This is a genomic window from Streptomyces sp. NPDC012835 (genome assembly GCF_042900885.1).
Taxonomy (GTDB): domain Bacteria; phylum Actinomycetota; class Actinomycetes; order Streptomycetales; family Streptomycetaceae; genus Streptomyces.
Window position 1 is genome coordinate 205,800 of record NZ_JBIBBW010000005.1, and the last position, 22,569, is coordinate 228,368.

Genomic DNA, 22,569 nt, shown 5'->3' on the forward strand with positions numbered 1-22,569 from the left:
CGCTGGTCCGGCTCACCCCGCCGAACGCGAAGGCCCCTCGACCGCCTGGACGGTCGAGGGGCCTTCGGCTGTTCCGGAGCACCGATGAACGGCCACCGGGCCGGGTAGGGCTCGTACAAGCCGTATCCGGCCCTGCCCGGCCCGTTCAGGCGGCTCCCGGCGGCCGTACTCCCCATTCGACGCGAGCCCCCTCGACCAGCCGCGCCTCATGCTGGGTCGGGCGGACCGACCGGCCCAGTACGAATCTGTCCTCGGCACCGTCGAGGACGCCGCCGGACGGGTCGTCCGAGCCGTCCGCGCGTACGCCGTCCCTTTCGGGCATCAGGATGTCCCGTACGACCAGGGCGCAGAGGTAGAGCGTGCCCGCGAGGTGCAGGGCGATGGCGAGCTGGTAGCCCTCGGTGGGCAGTCCTTTGTGGGCGTCGCCGCTGGTCGTGTAGGCGAGGTACATCCAGATGCCGAGGAAGTACATGACCTCGCACGCCTGCCAGACGAGGAAGTCGCGCCAGCGTGGCCGGGCCAGGGCGGCCAGCGGGATCAGCCACAGTACGTACTGCGGTGAGTAGACCTTGTTGGTGAGGATGAAGGCGGCCACGACCAGGAAGGCCAGCTGCGCGAAGCGCGGGCGGCGGGGCGCCGTGAGGGTGAGCGCGAGGATACCGGCGCAGGCCAGGACCATCAGCAGCGTCGCGTAGGTGTTGACGCTCTCGACGTCGATGGACTTGCCCGAGCGCTGGGTGATGATCAGCCAGAAGGAGCCGAAGTCGACCTGTCGCTCCTGGCTGAAGGTGTAGAACTTCTTCCATCCCTCGGGCGCGAGCACCATGACCGGCAGGTTCACCGCGAGCCAGGCGCCGGCGGTCGCGAGGACGGCCGTGGCGAACTCGCGGAACTTCCCGGCCCGCCAGCACAGGACGAGCAGCGGTCCCAGCAGGAGTACGGGGTAGAGCTTCGCGGCGGTCGCGAGGCCGATGAGAATACCGAAGGCGAGGGCCCGCCCCCGGGACCACATCAGCATCGCGGCGGCGGTGAGGGCCACGGCCAGCAGGTCCCAGTTGATGGTGGCGGTGAGCGCGAAGGCGGGGGCGAGGGCCACCAACAGGCCGTCCCAGGGGCGGCGCCGGTGGGTGCGGGTGACACAGACCGCGATGATCACAGCGCAGATCATCAGCATGCCCGCGTTGACCATCCAGTACATCTGCTCGCGGTACTGGATCGCTCCGCCCGGGGTGAGCCAGGAGGCGACCTCCATGAAGAGTCCCGTCAGCACCGGGTACTCCAGGTACTGCATGTCGCCGCTGAGCCGGTCGAAGTACGGGACCAGGTTGTCCGCGAAGCCGCGTCCGAGGAAGAGGTGCGGGATGTCCGAGTAGCAGGCGTGGGTGTACTGCGAGCTGGCGCCCCGGAACCACGCCCAGTTGTAGCAGGGCATCTTCTGCACCATGCCGAGGGCGAACATCCCGATGGCCACCAGTGCGACGACCCGTACGGGGGCCAGCCTGCTGCCGCCGAACCACGCCCGGTGTCCGGCGGGACCGCCGATCAGTTCACTGCCGGCGGCGGCCACCTCGTCCCGCTGCGTGGGCGGTACGTCGGGCCGGTCCTGGTGCACGGTTCTCTCTTCTGCGCTCGGCATGCCGCCCATCCTGCCGTACGCCTCTGTGGACGGGGCGAGGGCCGCCGCACCGGACGTACATGGTGTCTGTACGTGTCGGGTGCGACGGCCCTCGTGCGGGTTCCGCGCGGCCGGGGAGCGGGTCCGCCGGCCGGAAGGGGGGCGCTAGCCTCTCGTGCCTCCGAAGATGCCGCCGCCGCCTCCGCCGCCTCCGCTGTCGGTGTTGCCCTCTTCCTCGGACTCGGTGTCGGAGGGGGTCGGGTCTCCGGTCTCTCCGCCGTTCTCGTTGCCCTGGTCGGTTCCGGCGGTGTCGTCGCAGCCGAACAGCTTCGTGCAGGTCTCGGACGGCGTGTCCGAAGGAGTGTCGGACGGCGTGTCCGAAGGAGTGTCGGACGGCGTGTCGGACGGCGTGTCCGAAGGCGTGCTCGACGGCGTATCGGAGGGAGTCGGGGTCGGGCTGGGGGCACCGCCGCCGTAAACCGCCTCGCCGATGGGTTCGGGCTTGGGGAAGCTCAGGGCCTTCTCACCCTCGAGCGCATCCCTCATGTAGGCCTGCCAGATCTCGGCGGGGAACGAGGCGCCGTGGATCTTCGCCTGTCCGCCGGTGCCGAACATCTCCTCGAACGAACGGTTCTTGTTGGTCTCGTCGTCGTCCAGGCGGTACATGTCGATGGCGGTCGACAGCTGCGGGGTGTACCCCACGAACCAGGCCGACTTGTTGCCGTCCGTCGTACCGGTCTTGCCCGCGACCTCGCGCCCCTCCAGCCTGGCGCTCTTGCCGGTGCCCTTCTCCACGACCGTCTTCAGTACGTCGGTGACGTTGTCGGCGACCTGCGCGGGGAAGGCCGACGACTCCTTGCCCTCGTGCTCGTAGATGGACTTGCCGCGCTTGAGCACCTTGGTGACGGAGTACGGGTCGTTCTGCTTGCCGCTGGCCGCGAAGGTGGCGTAGGAGCTTGCCATACGGATGGCGCTGGGGGAGGAGATACCGATCGAGAACGACGGGACGTTCGACTTGGAGAGCGTGTCGTCGTCGAGCAGACCCGCGCGGATGGCGGTCTCCCTCACCGTGGGGATACCGACGTCCATACCCAGCTGGACGAAGGGGGAGTTGGCGGATTCACGCATGGCCTCACGCAGATTGATGGGGCCGTACGGCGTGTCACCGTCGTTGCGCTGGAGCCACTCCTTGCCCTTCTCGTTGGTCCAGACCGAGCCGTCGTATTCCTTGATCTTCAGCTTGTTGGCGCCGTTGTAGAGGCTCTTGTCGGGCGACACCGGCGTCCGCTGCTCGTCCGTCTGGTCGGGTCCGAGCGCGGGGTCACGCTTGCCGTGCTGCATCGCCGCGGCCAGTACGAACGGCTTGAAGGTCGAGCCGACCTGGGCACCGGTCCGGTCGGCGTTGTTGGTGTAGTGCTTGGTGGCGCTCTCGCCGCCGTAGATGGCGACGATCTTGCCGTCCGCCGGGTCGACGGAAGCGCCCCCGAACTGGACGTGTGTGTCGGTGTCCGGACGCTTCTCCGGGTCGATGTTGGCCTTCTTGACCTTGGTTACGGCCTTCTCCAGCTGGTTGACCTTCTTCTTGTTGAAGGTCGTGTGGATCTCGAAGCCGCCCTTGGAGAGGTCCTCGACGGTGACGCCGCTCTTGTTGTTGTTGACGAAGTTCGCCTTGGCGAGGTCGACCAGGTAGCCGATCTGTCCGCCGAGGTCATCGCTCTTCTTGAACGACTTCGGCATCGGGAACTCGGTGTACTTGGCCCGCTCGGCCGCGTCGAGATGCTTGTCCTTCACCATCTCGTCGAGGATCCATGCCCAGCGCTTCGTGGCGCGCTCGGTGTTGTCCTTGGGCGTGGCGGCCGGGTTGTACTCGACGTTGCCGGCCGGGTCGTAGAGGGTGGCGCCCTTGAGGAGCGTGGCGAGGAAGGCGCATTCGCTGGGGTTCAGCTTCACGGCGTCCTTGCCGTAGTACGTACGGGCGGCGGCCTGGATCCCCCAGGCGCCGCGACCGTAGTACGAGGTGTTCAGGTACCCCTCCATGATCTCGGGCTTGTCCATCTCGGCGCCGACCTTCATGGAGATGAACAGCTCTTTGAACTTGCGGTCCAGGGTCTGGCTCTGGTCGCCCAGCCGCGCGTTCTTCACGTACTGCTGGGTGATGGTGGAGCCGCCCTGGGTGTTGCCGCCCTTGGCCATGTTGTAGAGCGCCCGGCCCATGCCCATGAAGTCGACGCCGGGGTCGCTGCGGAAGGACTTGTTCTCCGCGGAGATGACCGCGTTCTGCATCGCCTCGGGGATCTGGCCGATCCCGATGTTCTGGCGGTTGGCCGTGCCACCGGTCGCGGCCATCTGCGAGCCGTCGTCCCAGTAGTAGACGTTGTTCTCGGCCTTCGACGCCACATTCTGGTCGGGTACCTCGACCAAGGCGTAGGACACGGTGCCCGCGAGGAGTATGGAGCCGACGAACACCACGCCCAGTCCGGTGGTCTGCTTCCACGAGGGCATCCACCGCTGCCAGCCGTCCTTGTTGTGGCGCGGGTAGTCGATCAGCCGCTTCTTGCCCGGCTCACCACGGCCGGAGCCGTCACCGCCACCGCGCCGGCCACCGCGCTGCGCGGCGCGTCTGGCCTCGGCGCGGCTGCTGAAGGCACGCTCCTCCCCGTCGGGGGACCCGGAGGGTGAGGCGGTGGTTTCCCGCGACGGGCCGGCACGGCGGCCTGATGACTGCTGGGCCGCACGCCTGGCCGCGGCTCGACCGCCGCCCTGTGGCTGCGGCGGCTTGCGACGGTGCTCGCTCATCGAACGACTACTCCTCGGGCAGGCGCTTACGCCTGGAAGCGGCAGTTGAGTTCCGGTCCCCCGAAATGAACACGGACCGACCGGGCATCGGGCTCATCCGAGATGCACGCGGTGAGCCGAGTTTCTCGACGCCGAAGGGCGTCATTCGGTTCCCGGTGGTCTGCATGCCGCACACACTACGCACGGTCAAACCCCTCCGAGGACTGAAGTTCACCCTAAATCAGGCAAGTTGCTTCATGAGAATTCCTGATGTGACGCCGTTCACCTTGAGCCCCCTTGTCCCCACCGTCACTCCGTTCTATCGTCGGGATGTATCGAGTCGATACATCAGCGCGGCATAAGCGTCCCGGAGAGCAGAGGAGGCGAGGGTGAGCAGACGCTCGGGCATCCTTGAGTTCGCCGTCCTCGGACTGCTTCGCGAGTCCCCCATGCACGGCTATGAGCTGCGCAAACGGCTCAATACGTCGCTGGGGATCTTCCGGGCCTTCAGTTACGGGACGCTGTATCCATGCCTCAAGACGCTGGTGGCCAGCGGCTGGTTGATCGAGGAGCCGGGCAGCGCTCCGGAGGACGCGCTCGCCGCCTCGCTCGCCGGCCGCCGGGCCAAGATCGTCTACCGGTTGACCGCGGACGGTAAGGAGCACTTCGAGGAGCTCCTGTCGCACACCGGGCCCGATGCCTGGGAGGACGAGCACTTCGCTGCTCGGTTCGCCTTCTTCGGGCAGACGGAGCGCGAGGTACGGATGCGGGTGCTGGAGGGGCGCCGCAGCCGGCTGGAGGAGCGCCTGGAGAAGATGCGCGCCTCCCTGGCCCGTACGCGCGAGCGTCTCGACGACTACACGCTTGAGCTTCAGCGCCACGGCATGGAGTCCGTGGAGCGCGAAGTGCGCTGGCTGAACGAACTCATCGAAAGCGAGCGGGCGGGGCGGGATCAGAGACGGTCCGGCCTCGGCGACCCCGCAGTACAAGAAGGCGCATCCGAAGAAACGGACGGCCTGCCCCGGCACCGGGACGCCGCGTCTTCCGGGGGCACGCCCCCGGGACGTCCCGGACCGCCGGATCCGTCCGCGGACACCGCCGAGTGAGGCCACTGCACTCCGCAGGGCCTCGTCACGACCACTGACATCACACAGGGAGCAACCGGAATGGGTTCCGTACGCGTAGCCATCGTCGGCGTGGGCAACTGCGCCGCCTCACTGGTGCAGGGCGTCGAGTACTACAAGGACGCCGACCCGGCGGGCAAGGTACCGGGTCTGATGCACGTCACGTTCGGCGATTACCACGTGCGGGACATCGAGTTCGTGGCCGCCTTCGATGTGGACGCGAAGAAGGTCGGCCTCGACCTCGCGGACGCCATCGGTGCCAGCGAGAACAACACCATCAAGATCTCCGACGTGCCGTCCACGGGCGTCACCGTGCAGCGCGGCCACACCCTCGACGGTCTGGGCAAGTACTACCGCCAGACCATCGAGGAGGCTTCCGAGGCGCCGGTGGACATCGTCCAGGCCCTCAAGGACAGCAAGGCCGATGTCCTGGTCTGCTACCTGCCGGTGGGCTCGGACTCCGCCGCGAAGTACTACGCGCAGTGCGCCATCGACGCGAAGGTCGCCTTCGTCAACGCGCTGCCGGTCTTCATCGCCGGTACGAAGGAGTGGGCGGACAAGTTCACCGAGGCCGGCGTCCCGATCGTCGGCGACGACATCAAGTCCCAGGTCGGTGCCACGATCACGCACCGCGTCATGGCGAAGCTCTTCGAGGACCGCGGCGTCATCCTGGACCGCACGATGCAGCTGAACGTCGGCGGCAACATGGACTTCAAGAACATGCTTGAGCGTGAGCGCCTGGAGTCCAAGAAGATCTCCAAGACGCAGGCCGTCACCTCCCAGATCCCCGACCGCGACCTGGGCGCCGACAACGTGCACATCGGTCCTTCCGACTACGTCGCCTGGCTCGACGACCGCAAGTGGGCCTACGTCCGCCTTGAGGGACGTGCCTTCGGTGATGTTCCGCTGAACCTGGAGTACAAGCTCGAGGTCTGGGACTCCCCGAACTCCGCCGGTGTCATCATCGACGCCGTGCGCGCCGCGAAGATCGCCAAGGACCGCGGCATCGGTGGCCCGATCCTCTCCGCGTCCTCCTACTTCATGAAGTCCCCGCCGGTGCAGTACTTCGACGACGAGGCCCGCGAGAACGTGGAGAAGTTCATCGCCGGCGAGGTCGAGCGCTAAAGCCGCCTCTCCGCATCACGTCGGGCCCATGCGCCCATGAATACGAGAAGGGTCACCGGTCAGTTGTCCGGTGACCCTTCTCGCATGCCCGGCCGACGCGTATGTGACGCTGGCCCACATGCCTGTCGCACGTGATCTGCGCGTCCTCCTGCGCCTCGGCGACTTCCGGCGGCTGCTGGCGGTCCGCCTGCTCTCCCAGGGCGCCGACGGCGTCTTCCAGGTCGCGCTCGCCACGTATGTCGTCTTCTCTCCCGAGAAGCAGACGTCGCCTGCCGCGATCGCCTCAGCGATGGCGGTGCTGCTGCTGCCGTATTCGCTGGTCGGGCCGTTCGCCGGGGTGTTGCTCGACCGCTGGCGGCGCCGGCAGGTGTTCCTCTTCGGCAACCTGCTGCGCGCCTTCCTGGCGAGTTGCACGGCACTGCTCATCGTGGCGGAAGTCCCTGACTGGATCTTCTATGCCTCGGCGCTCTCCGTGACCGCGGTCAACAGGTTCGTGCTCGCCGGCCTCTCGGCCGCGCTGCCTCGCGTGGTCGACGAGGACCGTCTCGTGCTCGCGAACTCGCTCTCCCCGACCGCCGGCACGCTCGCCGCGACCGCGGGCGGCGGGCTGGCCTTTGCCGTGCGGCTGACCGTCGGGGACTCCGATGGAGCGGTGATGCTGCTCGGCGCCCTTCTCTATCTCTGCGCGGCGCTCGCTTCCCTGCTGCTCGGACGCGAACTGCTCGGCCCTGAGCCGTCACTGCTCCAGACCCGGCTGAGCACCGCGCTGGCGTCCACGGCACGGGGACTCACGGACGGCGTGCGCCATCTCGCGGAACGCCGAGCGGCGGCGGGCGCTCTGGCCGCGATGACGGTGATGCGCTTCTGCTACGGAGCGCTGACGGTGATGGTGCTGATGCTCTGCAGGTACGCGTGGACGGAGCGGGAGGCGGACGGGCTGGCGCTGCTGGGGCTCGCCCTCGGCATTTCCGGGGCGGGGTTCTTCGCCGCAGCGGTCCTGACCCCGTGGGCGGTGGGCCGGTTCGGCTCCTACGGGTGGATGGCTCTGTGCGCGGGAGCGGCGGCCGTCCTTGAACCTGCCCTTGGGCTCCCCTTCACTCCCGTGCCCCTCCTGATCGCCGCGTTCGTCCTCGGCTTGATCACTCAGGGCGCGAAGATCGCCACGGACACCGTGGTGCAGACAACCGTGGACGACGCCTACCGCGGCCGGGTCTTCTCCCTTTATGACGTGTTGTTCAATGTCGCCTTCGTCGGCGCCGCCGCGGTGGCCGCGCTGATGCTGCCCCCGGACGGCCGGTCCGTCGCGCTGGTGGTGACGGTCGCCGTTCTCTACGCGGCGGTCGCCCTGACCCTGACCTTTCGGGGCCGCATACCGAGGGGGCGTCGTTTCACGTGAAACGACGCCCCCGGAGAACGGAGAGCGGGGCATGTTTCACGTGAAACATGCCCCGCTCTGCATTCACTGCCGCGCGGCCCACCACTCCTTGAGGGCGGTGACGGCCTCGTCATGTTCCATGGGCCCGTTCTCCAACCGCAGCTCCAGGAGGAACGTGTAAGCCGCGCCGATCTCCCGACCGGGGCCAATGCCCAGAATCTCCATGATCTGGTTGCCGTCCAGATCGGGCCGGATGGAGTCCAGCTCCTCCTGCTCCTGGAGCTGGGCGATCCGCTCCTCCAGACCGTCATAGGCCCGGGACAGAGCCATGGCCTTGCGCTTGTTGCGCGTCGTGCAGTCGGAGCGGGTCAGCTTGTGGAGCCTTCCCAGCAAGGGGCCCGCGTCACGGACATAGCGACGCACCGCCGAGTCGGTCCACTCTCCCGTGCCGTAGCCGTGGAAGCGCAGATGCAGCTCCACCAGCCGCGAGACATCCTTCACCAGGTCATTGGAGTACTTCAGCGCCGTCATGCGCTTCTTGGTCATCTTCGCGCCCACCACCTCGTGGTGGTGGAAAGAGACCCGGCCGTCCTTCTCGAAGCGCCGCGTCCGGGGCTTGCCGATGTCATGGAACAGAGCGGCCAGCCGCAGCACCAGGTCGGGGCCGTCCTCTTCCAGATCGATCGCCTGTTCCAGCACGATCAGCGAGTGGTCGTACACATCCTTGTGCCGGTGGTGCTCGTCGCTCTCCAACCGGAGCGCGGGCAACTCGGGCAGCACGTGCTCGGCGAGCCCGGTGTCGACGAGGAGCGCCAGCCCCTTGCGGGGATGCGCGGAGAGGATCAGCTTGTTCAGCTCGTCGCGCACCCGCTCGGCGGAGACGATCTCGATACGGGCGGCCATGTCCTTCATGGCCGCGACCACCTCGGGCGCCACATCGAAGTCCAGCTGGGCGGCGAAGCGCGCGGCCCGGAGCATGCGCAGCGGATCGTCGGAGAAGGACTCCTCCGGAGTGCCGGGCGTGCGCAGTACGCGCGCCGCGAGGTCCTCGAGTCCGCCGTGCGGATCGATGAACTCCTTCTGGGGCAACGCCACGGCCATCGCGTTCACGGTGAAGTCCCGACGCACGAGGTCTTCCTCGATGGAGTCGCCGTAGGACACCTCGGGTTTGCGTGAGGCCCGGTCGTACGCCTCCGAGCGGTAGGTCGTCACCTCGACCTGGAACCGCTGATCGGTGTCGCCGACGCGGGCGTCTTTCTGACAGCCGACCGTGCCGAAGGCGATACCGATCTCCCAGACCGCGTCCGCCCAGGGCCGGACGATCTTCAGGACGTCCTCCGGCCGGGCATCGGTCGTGAAGTCCAGATCATTGCCGAGCCGGCCGAGAAGGGCGTCCCTGACCGAACCACCGACCAGGGCGAGAGTGAATCCGGCCTCCTGGAATCGGCGCGCGAGATCGTCGGCGACCGGGGACACCCGCAGCAGTTCACTGACCGCGCGGTGCTGCACCTGGCTGAGGGCTCTGGGATTGTCTTCATTGGCGTTCGGCACAACAGAAAAGGTTACGTGCCACAGCCTGTGAGGGCGTCCCTGTTTCGGCTCCCCCGGCTCCGATGCGTGGGTTTTCTGTGACGCATGAGATTCTTCCGATCATGTGGGGCAGTCACCAGCACTTCGCCACAGCGCACATCGTTACCATGCGTGGACGCATTGACGGACAACCACCAACGGCAGCAGACGATGACGAGGGACGGGCGAGCGCGTGGCCGAGGCGGCAGACTTCCAGGGGATGGGCCCTTCTCCTGCCCGCCGGTGGCTGCGGCGCACAGCCTCCGTGATCATGGGGGTCCCCCTCCTGGCGAGCTTGCTGGCGGGCACGGCTGCCCCGACGGCGCAGGCAGCACCGAGGGCCACCGGCTCCCGTACGGTCGATGTGGCGCTGGACACATTGGCGCCCAGCGCGCCGGTGAAGGGCGACACCCTCACGGTCTCCGGAACGGTGACCAACAAGGGCAAGACCACGATCACCGACGCCCAGGTGGATCTGCGCGTGGGGCCGCGGCTCGCCGGCCGGACGGCCATCGATGACGCCGCCGCCCGCTCGGGCAGCAGCCCCTCGGGCGATGTGGCACCGGTGGGGGGGAAGTACAAGGTCGCGTTCCCGAAGCTCGCGGCCGGTATCTCGCAGGACTTCGCTCTCTCCGTCCCCGTCGACAAGCTCGGGCTCGACGAGAACGGCGTCTACCAGCTGGGCGTCTCGGTGACCGGCAGGACCGCCGCGACCCCGTACGACCAGGTGCTGGGCATCCAGCGCACCTTCCTCCCCTGGCAGCCCGACACCACGGACCAGAAGACGCAGCTGACGGTCCTGTGGCCGCTGATCTCGTCGGCGCATCTGTCCGCCGAGACGGGCTCGGACGATCAGCAGACGCCAGTCTTCGAGAGCGACGACCTGGCGGAGGAGCTGGCACCCGGCGGACGGCTGGAACAGATGGTCTCCCTCGGCAGCCAACTGCCCGTGACCTGGGTCATCGACCCCGATCTGATCGCCACCGCCGACGCCATGACCCGGAACTACAGCGTCAGGGACGGGGACTCGGTCGTCCCGGGCAAGAACCAGGCGGTCGCCACCCAGTGGCTCAACACGCTGGAGAAGGCGGTGAAGGGAAGCAAGGTCATCGCCCTGCCGTTCGCCGACCCCGACCTGGCGTCGCTGGCACATCGCGGCAAGGACGTCTCCGGAGCGCTCAGCCATCTTCAGCCCGCGACGGACGTGGCCGGCAAGACCGTGGAGACGATCCTCCACGTGCAGCCGTCCGTGGACTTCGCCTGGCCGGTGGACGGCGCGATCGACCCCTCGATCGTCGATGTGGCCACCTCGGCGGGGGCCCACAAGGTCATCACCCGGAGCGACAGTCTCCAGGACAACCTGTCGTACACCCCGAACGCCGCGCGGCCCATCGGCGGCGGAACGACAGCGGTGGTCGCGGACACCCGGCTCTCCACGGCGTTCCAGAGCGATATGACGGCGGCCGGCAACTCCACTCTGGCCGTGCAGAAATTCCTCGCGCAGTCGCTGGCCGTCACTCTTCAGGACCCCGACGACCAGCGCAGCATCGTCGTCGCCCCGCAGCGGATGCCGACGGTCACCCAGGCTCAGTCCATGGCGCGTGCGCTGCGTGAGCTGGACAGCGAGCGCTGGACGCAGCCGGCCGATCTGATCGCCGCGGCGGCGGTACAGCCCGACGCCGATGCCACCACGAAGGTGCCGAGCACCTCGCGGTACCCGAGCAAGCTGCGCGCTCAGGAACTGCCGACCGAGGCGTTCCAGTCCATCAAGGAGACCGAGGAGCGGCTCGACAACTTCAAGGCCATCCTCAGCTCACCGGACCGCGTGGCCGCTCCCTTCGGCAACGCGGTGAGCCGGGCGATGTCGACGTCCTGGCGCGGTTCCCCGGCCGAGGCGGCGCAGTACCGCGACAGCGTCGACGACTATCTGGTGGGCCTCACCAGCGAGGTACAGCTCATCCCGAAGTCCGTCCTCACGCTGTCCGGACGCAGCGCGACCATCCCGGTGACCGTGCAGAACAAGCTGCTGCAGGGCGTCCAGGATCTGGTGCTGCGGCTCAAGTCCGACAACCCGACCCGGCTCAAGCTCGATGACGATCAGGCGGTCGCGGAGCGGCCCATCAGGATCGACGGTGGGCACAGCCAGTCGGTGAAGTTCACCGGCGCGGGCAACGCCAACGGTCCGGTCCAGGTGACCGCCCAGCTCTACACGGTGGACGGCACACCGTACGGAGGCCCCATGACCTTCCAGGTCAAGGTCTCGGAGATCACCCCCACCGTCATGCTCGTCATCGCCGGCGGCGTGCTGCTGCTGGTGCTGGCCGGTGTGAAGATGTACAGCCAGCGCAAGCGGGCAGTGGCCCGCAAGGCGGCCGCGACGTCCCCGGGCGACGCGGACGGCGGCGCCCCCGGCGCGGAGGCCGACGACTCCTCCGACGAGCAGAACCCGCACGACACCGAGGACACGACCGACGCGGCGGCCTCCGAAGGCACGGATCCCGGGCAGCCGAGTGACCCGACACCGGACACCGGACCGGAAAGCGCTGACGCGTCGGGCACGGGTGAGAAAGTGGACCGTTGAGCGATGTCGTGGCCGGCCGGCCGGGGACGATGAGGTGGGGTAACCATGAACGCGCCGTACGACGGTGACCGTGGGCAGGGCGCGGGCGGCGATCCCGCAGGACAGGTCCCGCCCTCTCCGCCGCCTGCCCAGGACCCCTACGTCCAGGACGCCTACCAGCAGGACCCCTACTGGGCACAGGACCTCTCCGCCCAGGACCCGGTGACCGAGGCGCTGTACGACCGCGCCTCCCACCCGCCGCCGCCTCCCGGCACGTACCGGGAGACCCAGGAGCTGTATCAGCAGCCTCCGGCGCAGCAGTACGCTCCCGACCCCCGCATCTGGGCCCAGACACCGCCGCCGGAGCCTTCCGGGCCGTCCCGTCATCTCCCGTACGGGGACGACGCGCGGACGACCCAGTTCACCGGCGTCGACGACCTTGTCTCGCGCGCCGGGGACGAGAGCCCCCCGGCGGACGCGTTCGCGAATCTCTACCGCGATCAGCAGGGCACCGGGCAGGTCCTGACCGCGCCGGAACCCGAGGCGCTGCCCGCTCCGCCCCCGGCCAAGAAGTCCGGTGGCAAGGCGGCGGGACTGCTGAAGTCGAGTGCGGTGATGGCCGCGGGCACACTGGTGTCCCGGCTCACCGGCTTCGTACGCAGTCTGGTGATCACCGCCGCCCTCGGTGCGGCGCTGCTCGGTGACTCCTACACCGTGGCCTACACCCTGCCGACGATGATCTACATCCTCACCGTCGGCGGTGGCCTCAACTCCGTCTTCGTCCCGCAGCTCGTGCGAGCGATGAAGAACGACGACGACGGTGGCGTGGCCTATGCCAACCGGCTGCTGACCCTCGTCATGGTCGCGCTCGGCGCGATCGTGGCCGCCGCCGTGTTCGGCGCACCGCTACTGGTCCGTCTGATGTCGGACACGATCGCCAGTGACCCGGCCTCCAACAACGTCGCGGTCACCTTCGCCCGCTACTGCCTGCCCACGATCTTCTTCATGGGCGTGCACGTGGTGATGGGGCAGATCCTCAACGCGCGCGGGAAGTTCGGCGCGATGATGTGGACTCCGGTCCTGAACAACATCGTCATGATCGCCACGTTCGGTCTCTTCATCTGGGTGTACGGCACCGCCGCCGACTCCAGCATGACCGTCCGGACCATTCCGCCGGACGGCGTGCGGCTGCTGGGCATCGGTACGCTGCTCGGCCTCGTCGTCCAGGCTCTCGCGATGATCCCGTATCTGACGGAGACCGGGTTCCGGTTCCGGCCCCGGTTCGACTGGAAGGGCCACGGCCTCGGCAAGACGGTCAAGCTGGCCAAGTGGACCGTCCTGTTCGTCCTCGCCAACCAGGCCGGCGTGCTGGTGGTCACCCAGCTCGCCACCGCGGCCGGCGAAGCCTCCGGCAAGACCGGTACCGGCATCCTGGCCTACAGCAACGCGCAGCTGATCTGGGGCATGCCGCAGGCCATCATCACCGTCTCGGTCATGGCGGCGCTGCTTCCCCGGATCTCCCGGGCCGCCCACGACGGCGACCCGGGCGCGGTGCGGGACGACATCTCCCAAGGGCTGCGCAACTCGGCCGTCGCGATCGTCCCGATCGCCTTCGCGTTCCTCGCGCTCGGTGTTCCGCTGTCCATCCTGATGTTCTCGTCCAGCGGCATGGAATCGGCGCGGTCCATGGGCTTCATCCTCATGGCGTTCGCCCTCGGGCTCATTCCGTACTCCGTGCAGTACGTCGTGCTCCGTGGCTTCTACGCCTACGAGGACACCCGGACCCCCTTCTACAACACGGTCATCGTCGCCGCGGTCAACGCCGCGGCTTCCGCCCTCTGCTACGTGGTGCTGCCGTCCCGCTGGGCCGTGGTGGGCATGGCCGCCTCGTACGGGCTGGCCTACGCGGTCGGCGTCGGCGTCGCCTGGCGGCGGCTGAAGAACCGGCTGGGCGGCGATCTGGACGGCGGCCGGGTCCTGCGCACCTACGCGAGGCTCTGTCTGGCGGCCGTGCCCGGCGCCCTCGCGGCGGGCGGGGTGGCCTACGCGGTCCTGGGCACCCTCGGCAGCAGCGCCGTCAGCTCGGTGGTGGCGCTGATCGCCGGTGGCGTCGTCCTGCTCGCCGTCTTCTTCGTCGCGGCGAAGAAGATGCGGATCGAGGAGATGAACGCCATGGTCGGCATGGTGCGCGGCCGGCTCGGACGCTGAGCCGCGGCGGCCGAACACAACCATCGTCGGCCACCGCGTGTCGTGCATAGCGTCCGACTGTGGGCACAATTGGCTTGGCTGTTGGATGGGGCGCAATGGATGGGGAGGCAGGAGCGACGGTGGCGGAACGTAGCACGGCTGCCGTCGACGTGGCCGGCAACAGCGGTGACGAACCGCTGACCGCCAAGGCGGACAAGGCCACGGCCGACGGGTCGGCGGAATCCCAGGACACGGCGGAGGAGTCCGCACCGGACACGGAGCGCGAGTCGAGGAGCGGCGGGGCCGGCGTGACCACGCCCGACCTCCACAGCGGCCACAAGCTCGCCAGACGTTACCGCCTGGAGGAGTGCGTCACCCGTCTGGACGGTTTCAGCAGCTGGCGTGCGGTCGACGAGAAACTGCGCCGTGCGGTCGGTGTGCATCTGCTGCCCGCCGACCATCCACGGGCACGTTCCGTGCTGGCCGCCGCCCGCTCGTCGGCTCTCCTCGGCGATCCGCGCTTCGTGCAGGTCCTGGACGCCGTCGAGGAGAACGACCTCGTCTACGTCGTCCACGAGTGGCTTCCGGACGCGACCGAACTCACCGCTCTCCTCGCCGCCGGGCCGTTGGAGGCCCACGACGCCTATCAGCTGGTCAGCCAGGTCTCCCAAGCCATGGCCGCCGCCCACCGGGAGGGGCTCGCGCATCTGCGGCTGACTCCGGGAGCGGTCCTGCGCACCTCCACCGGCCAGTACCGGATCCGCGGCCTCGCGGTGAACGCCGCACTGCGCGGCATCCGCGCCGAACGGCCGCAGCGTACGGACACCGAAGCCATCGGTGCGCTTCTCTATGCCGCGCTCACCCAGCGCTGGCCGTACGAAACGGATGCCTACGGGCTCTCCGGTCTGCCCAAGGGTGTCGGTCTGATCGCTCCCGACCAGGTCCGTGCCGGTGTCCACCGCGGTCTCTCCGAGCTGGCCATGCGCGCTCTGGTCAACGACGGCGCCACCGCCTCCCGCCAGGAACCACCGTGCACCACTCCGGACGAGCTGGCGGCAGCCGTCGCGGAGATGCCTCGTATCCGGCCTCCCGAGCCCGTCTTCGCGGCACCGCCCGAGTATCAGCGCACCACATACCAGCAGGGCACCTACGGACGGACGCAGCAGGGCCTCGGCGCACCCACGGTCCCCGTGGTGACGCCGCCGCCACCGCTCCAGAGCCGCACCGGCAAGGCCCTGAAGTGGACTGTCGCGGCCCTGCTCATCGCGGCCCTGGGACTCGGCAGCTGGCAGGTCGCCGACCGGCTTCTGGAGGGACGCCAGGAGCCGGAGACCACTCCGACCCAGACGACCACGGGGGACGGGGACAAGGCGGTCCAGCCCGTCAAGGCGCTCAAGATCGCCGCGGCGACCGAATTCATGCCCGGTGGATACGGCATAAAGCCCGAGCTCGCGCCGAACACCGTCGATGGCGCGTCCGACACCTCCTGGATCACGGACCAGTACTACGACTTCCCCAACTTCGGCAATCTGCCGAAGTACAGCGACGGCAGCGGAATCATCGTCGACCTCGGCAGCGTGCAGCGTGTCTCCGTCGTCGACATCGACATGTACCGCAGCGGTCAGACGGCGGAAGTCCTCGCCGCGGGCAAGGACGCGTCGAACCCCACGAGTCTCTCCGACTTCTCTCAGCGCCTCACCAAGCTGGAAAAGGTGGAAGGCACTCTCAAGAGCACCCTCGACAAGCCGGTACGGACCCGGTACGTATTGGTCCACATCACCGAGGTGCCCACCGACGGAAGCAGCAACCGCTTCAGGGGCGGGGTCTCGGAGATCAAGCTCAAGGGCTGACCGGACCGGGGGAGGGGCTCACCGTTGGACGATGTCGCACTCGGCGACAGCAGCGACCACGATCTGCTGAGCGCTCACGTCCAAGGTCATCCGCACGCCTTCGGCGAGCTGGTACGGCGCCACCGCGACCGCCTCTGGGCGGTCGCCCTGCGGACGCTGGGCGACCGGGAGGAAGCCGCGGACGCCGTGCAGGACGCCCTCGTCTCCGCCTTCCGGGCTGCCCACACCTTCCGCGGCCAGTCCGCCGTGACGACCTGGCTGCACCGCATCACCGTCAACGCCTGCCTCGACCGGGCCCGTAAGGCAGCCTCCCGCAAGACCTCCCCGGTGGACGACACCGAGCGGTTGGAACAGCTTCTTGAGCCCCACGAGTCGGCGGAGGCTCCCGCCGAGCGCGGGGATCTGCACCGCGAGCTACTGGCCGCACTGGCCAAGCTCCCCGCCGACCAGCGGGCGGCGCTCGTCCTCGTCGACATGCAGGGCTACCCCGTCGCGGAGGCCGCGGCCGTACTGGGAATACCCACCGGTACGGTGAAGAGTCGCTGCGCACGCGGCCGGGCCAGACTCCTGCCGATGCTCACACATCTGCGTACGGACATCGGGGATATCAGCAGTTCGGGCAGGGGAAGGAACCGGACGCCGGGGGCGTCCGTCCCACCGGCATCGGAGCCAGTGGATTCAGGGTCGAGTGATCCTGCCGGCGTGAAGGGCGGAGGTGGGCGCACGTGACATCGACAACCGACACGACTGAGCACCCGGATGTCTCGGAGATCTCCGCGTTCACGGAAGGGCTGGTCCCGTCTTCCCGGGCGACTGATCTGCGGCTTCACCTCGACAGCTGCGACCTCTGTGCCGATGTCCGCGAATCCCTGGAAGAGATCAGGGGCCTGCTGGGAACCCTGCCGGGGCCGGCACGGATGCCCGCCGATGTCGCCGGGCGTATCGACGCCGCTCTGGCGGCCGAGGCGCTGCTCGACGCGACAGCTCCCCCTCTCTCCACCGCCGAGACCGACCCCTCCCCCGATGTTTCACGTGAAACATCGCTCGCGTCGCGGAACGCGGAAGGGGCGGCATCCCCCGCATCGGAGGGGGTGCGATCCGATCGGCCGGGAGGCCGATCAAGGGCTACCACCGGACCGGGGCGCGGTGGGAAGAAGCGTCGCCGCCGTACCGCTGTGCTGAGCGCCGCCCTCGGGACAGCCGTGGTGGGCATCAGCGTCTTGATCTTCCAGTCCCTCCGGCCGACAGAGAATGACCCCGTGCCGAGCCAGGCCGACTCGTCGGTCGGCTCCTCGACCCAGAAGAGGGCCGACGAGTTCTCGGCGACCGGTCTGCAGAGCCGGGTCGACACGCTGCTGGCCTCCGCTCCCGCGTCCGCGGAATCCGAGCACCGCAGCTCGACCCAGGACCTGGAGGCCACGGATACACCCAGGCTCCACCTCCAGCCGGCGGCCCCGGCCTGTGTTCAGCGGGGCACGGGCCGTGCCGAATCCGCCCTCGCGGCGGAACGGGGCAGCTACCAGGGCAGCCCTGCCTACCTCATCGTCCTGCCCCAGCCCGGGGACAGCACTCGGGTCCAGGCGTACGTGATCGATGCGACCTGCGTGGAGACGGCTCCCCAAGCCAAGGGAAAAGTCCTGCTGACGGAGTCCTACCCGCGCCGCTGACGACACCCCCCGCGTGGGCCGGACAACCTCGGGAATGCAAGACCCGTAGGATCCGTTGGATGGGGTGAAAGTCGTTGATCCGGCCCCAGTAGGCAGTCTGCAGAGACGAGGAAGAAACCCGTGAGCGACGTCCGTAATGTGATCATCATCGGCTCCGGGCCCGCCGGCTACACGGCCGCGCTGTACACCGCGCGCGCTTCGCTGAAGCCGCTGGTCTTCGAGGGCGCCGTCACCGCCGGTGGCGCTCTGATGAACACCACCGATGTGGAGAACTTCCCGGGCTTCCGCGACGGCATCATGGGCCCGGATCTGATGGACAACATGCGGGCACAGGCCGAGCGCTTCGGCGCCGAGCTGGTTCCGGACGATGTCGTCTCGGTCGACCTCACCGGAGAGATCAAGACGGTCACGGACACGGCGGGAACCGTCCACCGTGCCAAGGCCGTGATCGTGACGACCGGCTCCCAGCACCGCAAGCTCGGACTGCCGAACGAGGATGCCCTCTCCGGCCGCGGGGTCTCCTGGTGTGCCACCTGTGACGGCTTCTTCTTCAAGGACCAGGACATCGCCGTGGTCGGCGGCGGCGACACCGCGATGGAGGAAGCCACCTTCCTTTCGCGCTTCGCCAAGTCCGTCACCATCGTCCACCGCAGGGACACGCTGCGCGCCTCCAAGGCCATGCAGGACCGTGCCTTCGCCGACCCCAAGATCAAGTTCGCTTGGGACAGCGATGTCGCGGAGATCCACGGCGAGCAGAAGCTCTCCGGTCTGACCCTGCGCAACACCAAGACCGGTGAGACCTCCTCCCTGGCCGTGACCGGCCTGTTCATCGCTGTCGGTCATGACCCGCGGACCGAGCTGTTCAAGGGACAGCTCGACCTGGACAGCGAGGGATACCTCACCGTCGACGCCCCCTCGACCCGGACGAACCAGTCGGGTGTCTTCGGAGCCGGCGATGTCGTGGACCACACCTACCGTCAGGCGATCACCGCCGCGGGCACCGGATGCTCGGCGGCCCTGGATGCCGAGCGGTTCCTCGCCGCGCTCACCGACAGCGAGAACGCGGCCGAGCCCGAGAAGACCGCCACCGTCTGATCAGCAAGTCCCCACCCCACGAACTGAAGGAGGCCGCCGTGGCCCTGAAGCAGGTAACCGACGACTCATTCGACGCTGACGTACTCAAGAGCGACAAGCCCGTCCTGGTGGACTTCTGGGCCGCCTGGTGCGGGCCCTGCCGGCAGATCGCGCCGTCGCTGGAGGCCATCGCGGCCGAGCACGGTGACAAGATCGAGATCGTCAAGCTCAACATCGACGAGAACCCCGGCATCGCGGCCAAGTACGGCGTGATGTCCATCCCGACGCTGAACGTCTACCAGAACGGCGAGGTCGCCAAGACCATCGTCGGCGCCAAGCCCAAGGCCGCGCTCCTGCGCGACCTGGACGACTTCATCGGTGAGGGTGCGGTCAAGGGCTGACCCTCGATGTTTCACGTGAAACGGGTCCGCTCCCCTACCCGGGGAGCGGACCCGTTTCACGTGCCGCGCTGAGTGCTACGAGCGTCACAGCGGACGCGGCACCGGCTCCTTTTTCACCGCCCCCAGGAGACGATCCAGGGCCAGTTCCACGTCTTCCTTCCAGGAAACCGTGGTCCGCAGCTCCAGTCGCAGCCGTGGGTATCTCGGGTGCGGTCGTACCGTCTTGAAGCCCACCGCCCGTAGATGGTCGGCGGGGAGGACACAGGACGGCTCTCGCCACCGCGCGTCCCCGAACGCCTCTACGGCCTTGAATTCCCGGCGCAGCAGGTCCTTGGCCACGGTCTGCACCATGACGCGGCCGAGGCCCTGACCCTGATAGCCGGGCATGATCCAGGCCGTCATCAACTGAACCGCGTCCGGGGAGACGGGGCTGGTGGGAAACGCCATGGCTCTCGGCACATAGGCCGGCGGAGCGTAGAGGACGAAGCCGACCGGCACGTCGTCGACGTAGGCCACCCGCCCGCAGGATCCCCACTCCAGCAGGACCGCCGAGATCCACGCCTCCTTCTGGGCCGCTGCGCTGCCGGTTCTTACCGCGGCTTCCCCGCTGACCGGATCAAGCTCCCAGAAGACACACGCATGGCAGCGCTCGGGGAGGTCCGCAAGGTTGTCCAGCGTGAGCGGTACGAGCCGACGCCCCATGGAGGCTGTTCCTCACTTCCCTCACCGGCCGCGGCACGGGCGGCGGTCAGCGCTCTGCGTTCCCGAAGCAGACTGCCCACAAAGCCACCGAGCAGGCCAAGTCCCAGTCCGGCTGTCACCAGTTGGCTGCGGCTCACCGATCGCATGGCCTTTCGGCTCCTTCAGAGAGGGATCGGGGTGGTTGCGCCGTACCAGATCGCATCGTATCCAGCACGGGCCAGGTGGCATACCGAGAGACAGCAAAGGGCGGGCCGCGTTCCGGTCAGTGTGGAACACAGCCCGCCCAGGGCGGTGAGAGAGCGTCAGCTCTCGTCGTCTTCCGCCGAATCCTCGCTGAGACTCTTCTCGAGGACGCGTCCCTCGCCCGGGGCGAGGGTGCCGAGAATGCGGTCCAGATCGTCTATCGAGGCGAACTCGACAACGATCTTCCCCTTCTTCTGCCCCAGGTCGACCTTCACCCGGGTCTCGAAGCGGTCCGAGAGGCGCGATGCCAGATCGCCCAGCGCCGGCGACAGCCGCGTGCCCGCGCGGGGCCCCTTGGACTTGGGCGCGGCCTCGGGGCGAGACCCCATCAAGGTCACGATCTCCTCGACGGCCCGCACCGAGAGCCCCTCGGCCACGATGCGATGTGCCAGCCGGTCCTGCTCCTCGGAACCCTCCACCGAGAGCAGCGCCCGTGCATGACCGGCGGAGAGCACTCCGGCGGCCACTCGGCGCTGGACAGCGGGAGAAAGCCGCAGCAACCGCAGGGTGTTGGAGACCTGCGGACGCGAGCGTCCGATCCGGTCGGCCAGCTGGTCATGCGTGCAGTTGAAGTCCCTGAGCAACTGGTCGTAGGCCGCGGCCTCTTCCAGCGGATTCAGCTGAGCACGGTGCAGGTTCTCCAGCAACGCGTCGAGCAGCAGCTTCTCGTCGTCCGTGGCACGGACGATTGCCGGAATACGGTCCAGCCCGGCTTCCCTGCACGCCCTCCAGCGCCGCTCGCCCATGATCAGCTCGTAGCGCTCCGACGCCACCTGCCGTACGACCACGGGCTGGAGAAGCCCCACTTCCTTGATGGAAGTGATCAGTTCGGCGAGCGCGTCCTCGTCGAACACCTCCCGGGGCTGCCTCGGGTTGGGTGTGATCGCATCGATCGGCACCTCGGCGAAGTACGCCCCGCCCGTCGTCGCCTGTTCCGGCTCGGCCGCGGTCCCGTGGGCCGGTGCCGCCGGCTCCGTCTCCGGTGACGAAGCCGCCTGCGACAGCGAGCGCACCTTCTCGATGGCCAAGTCCCGCTCGGCGACCAGCACCGACGCTGCCGTTCCGGAAGAGGCCGAGGCCACTCCGGGGGAGGGCACCTGCTTCTCCTGCGGAGCAGCAGGAATCAGCGCACCGAGCCCACGCCCCAAGCCTCTACGTCGCTCGCTCACTGGATCCCCTCCGACATGTTCTGCTGACTGTTCTGGCTGCCCACATGCGCCTGCTGGGCGTCGTAGTGCACCCCGACCCCCCGCAACGCGATCTCACGGGCGGCTTCGAGATACGAGAGGGATCCGCTGGATCCCGGGTCATACGTGAGCACCGTCTGGCCATAGCTCGGTGCCTCCGAGATACGTACGGAGCGAGGAATGCTCGTCCGCAGTACCTCCTTGCCGAAGTGGCTCCGCACCTCGTCCGCCACCTGCGAAGCGAGTCGGGTCCTGCCGTCGTACATGGTGAGCAGAATGGTCGACACATGCAGGGTGGGGTTGAGGTGCCCACGGACCAGTTCGACGTTCCGCAGCAGCTGTCCCAGTCCCTCCAGTGCGTAGTACTCGCACTGGATCGGGATCAGTACCTCCGCTCCGGCGACCATCGCATTGACGGTCAACAGGCCGAGCGAGGGCGGGCAGTCGATGAGGATGTAGTCCAACGGCTGCTCGTACGCTTCGATCGCCCGCTGTAGCCGGCTCTCCCGTGCCACCAGCGACACCAGTTCGATCTCCGCACCGGCGAGATCGATGGTGGCTGGGGCACAGAAGAGACCTTCGACGTCCGGTACAGGCTGGACCACCTCGGAGAGCGGCTTGCTCTCCACCAGGACGTCATAGATCGAGGGAACTTCGGCATGATGGTCGATCCCGAGCGCCGTAGAGGCATTGCCCTGTGGATCGAGGTCGATCACCAGCACCCGCGCTCCATGGAGCGCGAGGGAAGCGGCGAGGTTGACCGTTGTCGTGGTCTTCCCTACGCCGCCCTTCTGATTGGCGACGACCATGACGCGCGTCTGCTCGGGGCGGGGCATTCCCTCACCAGCGCGGCCCAGTGCCTCCACCGCCATCTGGGCAGCGCGACCAATGGGGGTGTCGTCCATCGGGGGCGGTGTTTCACGTGAAACATCCTCCCCCGCCGACTCGGTGCGGGGACCGGGGACCGGATCGGTCATCGGTCCCGCGATGTTGGCGTCGGACCGCAAGGATTCACTCTCCTCGACTTCAGACTCGCAATGGACAGAGCCTGCCATGCTTTCGGGGTCGTGAACCAGCGAGGCCCTTGGTTCTGTGGATGAATCCACCGTTGTGGA

16 protein-coding genes are annotated in these 22,569 nt (G+C 68.1%); 10 read left to right on the forward strand and 6 right to left on the reverse strand.

What is annotated here, in order from left to right:
• Positions 1-145 precede the first annotated feature (145 nt).
• A complete protein-coding gene (locus ACFY6S_RS22330) occupies positions 146-1,636 on the reverse strand; it encodes a glycosyltransferase family 87 protein (protein WP_388824215.1) in 1,491 nt (496 codons plus the stop codon).
• A 144-nt stretch (positions 1,637-1,780) separates the two neighbouring features.
• Positions 1,781-4,411 (reverse strand): transglycosylase domain-containing protein, encoded by a 2,631-nt coding sequence (locus ACFY6S_RS22335; RefSeq protein ID WP_388824217.1) that lies wholly within the window; start codon positions 4,409-4,411, stop codon positions 1,781-1,783.
• 368 nt (positions 4,412-4,779) lie between these two features.
• On the opposite strand from ACFY6S_RS22335, the gene ACFY6S_RS22340 reads away from it, so the two are divergent.
• The 3 genes from ACFY6S_RS22340 (at position 4,780) to ACFY6S_RS22350 (ending at position 8,035) form a co-directional block, all read left to right on the forward strand.
• The gene (locus ACFY6S_RS22340) at positions 4,780-5,496 is read left to right on the forward strand and encodes a helix-turn-helix transcriptional regulator (RefSeq protein WP_388824219.1); all 717 of its coding nucleotides are present in this window, start codon (positions 4,780-4,782) and stop codon (positions 5,494-5,496) included.
• A 60-nt stretch (positions 5,497-5,556) separates the two neighbouring features.
• Positions 5,557-6,639 carry an inositol-3-phosphate synthase gene (locus tag ACFY6S_RS22345; RefSeq protein ID WP_388824221.1) on the forward strand — a complete coding sequence of 361 codons (1,083 nt, stop codon included), beginning with the start codon at positions 5,557-5,559 and terminating at the stop codon, positions 6,637-6,639.
• Between the two features lie 118 nt (positions 6,640-6,757).
• Complete coding sequence (locus ACFY6S_RS22350; protein WP_388824223.1) at positions 6,758-8,035, forward strand: MFS transporter; 1,278 nt, start codon at positions 6,758-6,760, stop codon at positions 8,033-8,035.
• A 63-nt stretch (positions 8,036-8,098) separates the two neighbouring features.
• Here ACFY6S_RS22350 and ACFY6S_RS22355 read toward each other — a convergent pair whose 3' ends face one another.
• Positions 8,099-9,565 carry a CCA tRNA nucleotidyltransferase gene (locus ACFY6S_RS22355; RefSeq protein ID WP_388824225.1) on the reverse strand — a complete coding sequence of 489 codons (1,467 nt, stop codon included), beginning with the start codon at positions 9,563-9,565 and terminating at the stop codon, positions 8,099-8,101.
• A 211-nt stretch (positions 9,566-9,776) separates the two neighbouring features.
• Between ACFY6S_RS22355 and ACFY6S_RS22360 the strand changes: the two genes are divergently transcribed.
• The 7 genes from ACFY6S_RS22360 to trxA all read left to right on the forward strand — a co-directional run bounded on the left by ACFY6S_RS22360 (position 9,777) and on the right by trxA (position 19,322).
• Entirely contained in the window at positions 9,777-12,164 is a 2,388-nt protein-coding gene (locus ACFY6S_RS22360; RefSeq protein ID WP_388824227.1) for a DUF6049 family protein, read from the forward strand.
• Positions 12,165-12,209: 45 nt separating this feature from the next.
• Positions 12,210-14,351 (forward strand): murein biosynthesis integral membrane protein MurJ, encoded by a 2,142-nt coding sequence (gene murJ, locus ACFY6S_RS22365; protein WP_388824229.1) that lies wholly within the window; start codon positions 12,210-12,212, stop codon positions 14,349-14,351.
• Positions 14,352-14,470: 119 nt separating this feature from the next.
• Positions 14,471-16,180: a protein kinase family protein gene (locus ACFY6S_RS22370; RefSeq protein WP_388824231.1), complete on the forward strand. Its 1,710-nt coding sequence runs from the start codon at positions 14,471-14,473 to the stop codon at positions 16,178-16,180.
• 24 nt (positions 16,181-16,204) lie between these two features.
• The gene (gene sigM, locus ACFY6S_RS22375) at positions 16,205-16,909 is read left to right on the forward strand and encodes an RNA polymerase sigma factor SigM (protein ID WP_388824233.1); all 705 of its coding nucleotides are present in this window, start codon (positions 16,205-16,207) and stop codon (positions 16,907-16,909) included.
• Positions 16,906-17,847, forward strand: coding sequence for a hypothetical protein (locus tag ACFY6S_RS22380; RefSeq protein ID WP_388824235.1), 942 nt, complete (start codon positions 16,906-16,908; stop codon positions 17,845-17,847). The genes sigM and ACFY6S_RS22380 overlap by 4 nt, the downstream gene beginning before the upstream one ends.
• Before the next feature lie 120 nt (positions 17,848-17,967).
• On the forward strand, positions 17,968-18,942 hold the full coding sequence (gene trxB, locus ACFY6S_RS22385; protein WP_388824237.1) for a thioredoxin-disulfide reductase: 975 nt from the start codon (positions 17,968-17,970) through the stop codon (positions 18,940-18,942).
• Between the two features lie 23 nt (positions 18,943-18,965).
• Positions 18,966-19,322: a thioredoxin gene (gene trxA / locus ACFY6S_RS22390; protein ID WP_388824856.1), complete on the forward strand. Its 357-nt coding sequence runs from the start codon at positions 18,966-18,968 to the stop codon at positions 19,320-19,322.
• An 84-nt stretch (positions 19,323-19,406) separates the two neighbouring features.
• Here the strand turns inward: trxA and ACFY6S_RS22395 are convergent, their stop codons facing one another.
• The 3 genes from ACFY6S_RS22395 to ACFY6S_RS22405 form a co-directional block, all read right to left on the reverse strand.
• Positions 19,407-20,024: a GNAT family N-acetyltransferase gene (locus ACFY6S_RS22395; protein WP_388824239.1), complete on the reverse strand. Its 618-nt coding sequence runs from the start codon at positions 20,022-20,024 to the stop codon at positions 19,407-19,409.
• A gap of 302 nt (positions 20,025-20,326) precedes the next feature.
• Positions 20,327-21,436, reverse strand: coding sequence for a ParB/RepB/Spo0J family partition protein (locus tag ACFY6S_RS22400; RefSeq protein WP_388824241.1), 1,110 nt, complete (start codon positions 21,434-21,436; stop codon positions 20,327-20,329).
• Complete coding sequence (locus tag ACFY6S_RS22405) at positions 21,433-22,509, reverse strand: ParA family protein (protein ID WP_388824243.1); 1,077 nt, start codon at positions 22,507-22,509, stop codon at positions 21,433-21,435. The genes ACFY6S_RS22400 and ACFY6S_RS22405 overlap by 4 nt, the downstream gene beginning before the upstream one ends.
• Positions 22,510-22,569 lie beyond the last annotated feature (60 nt).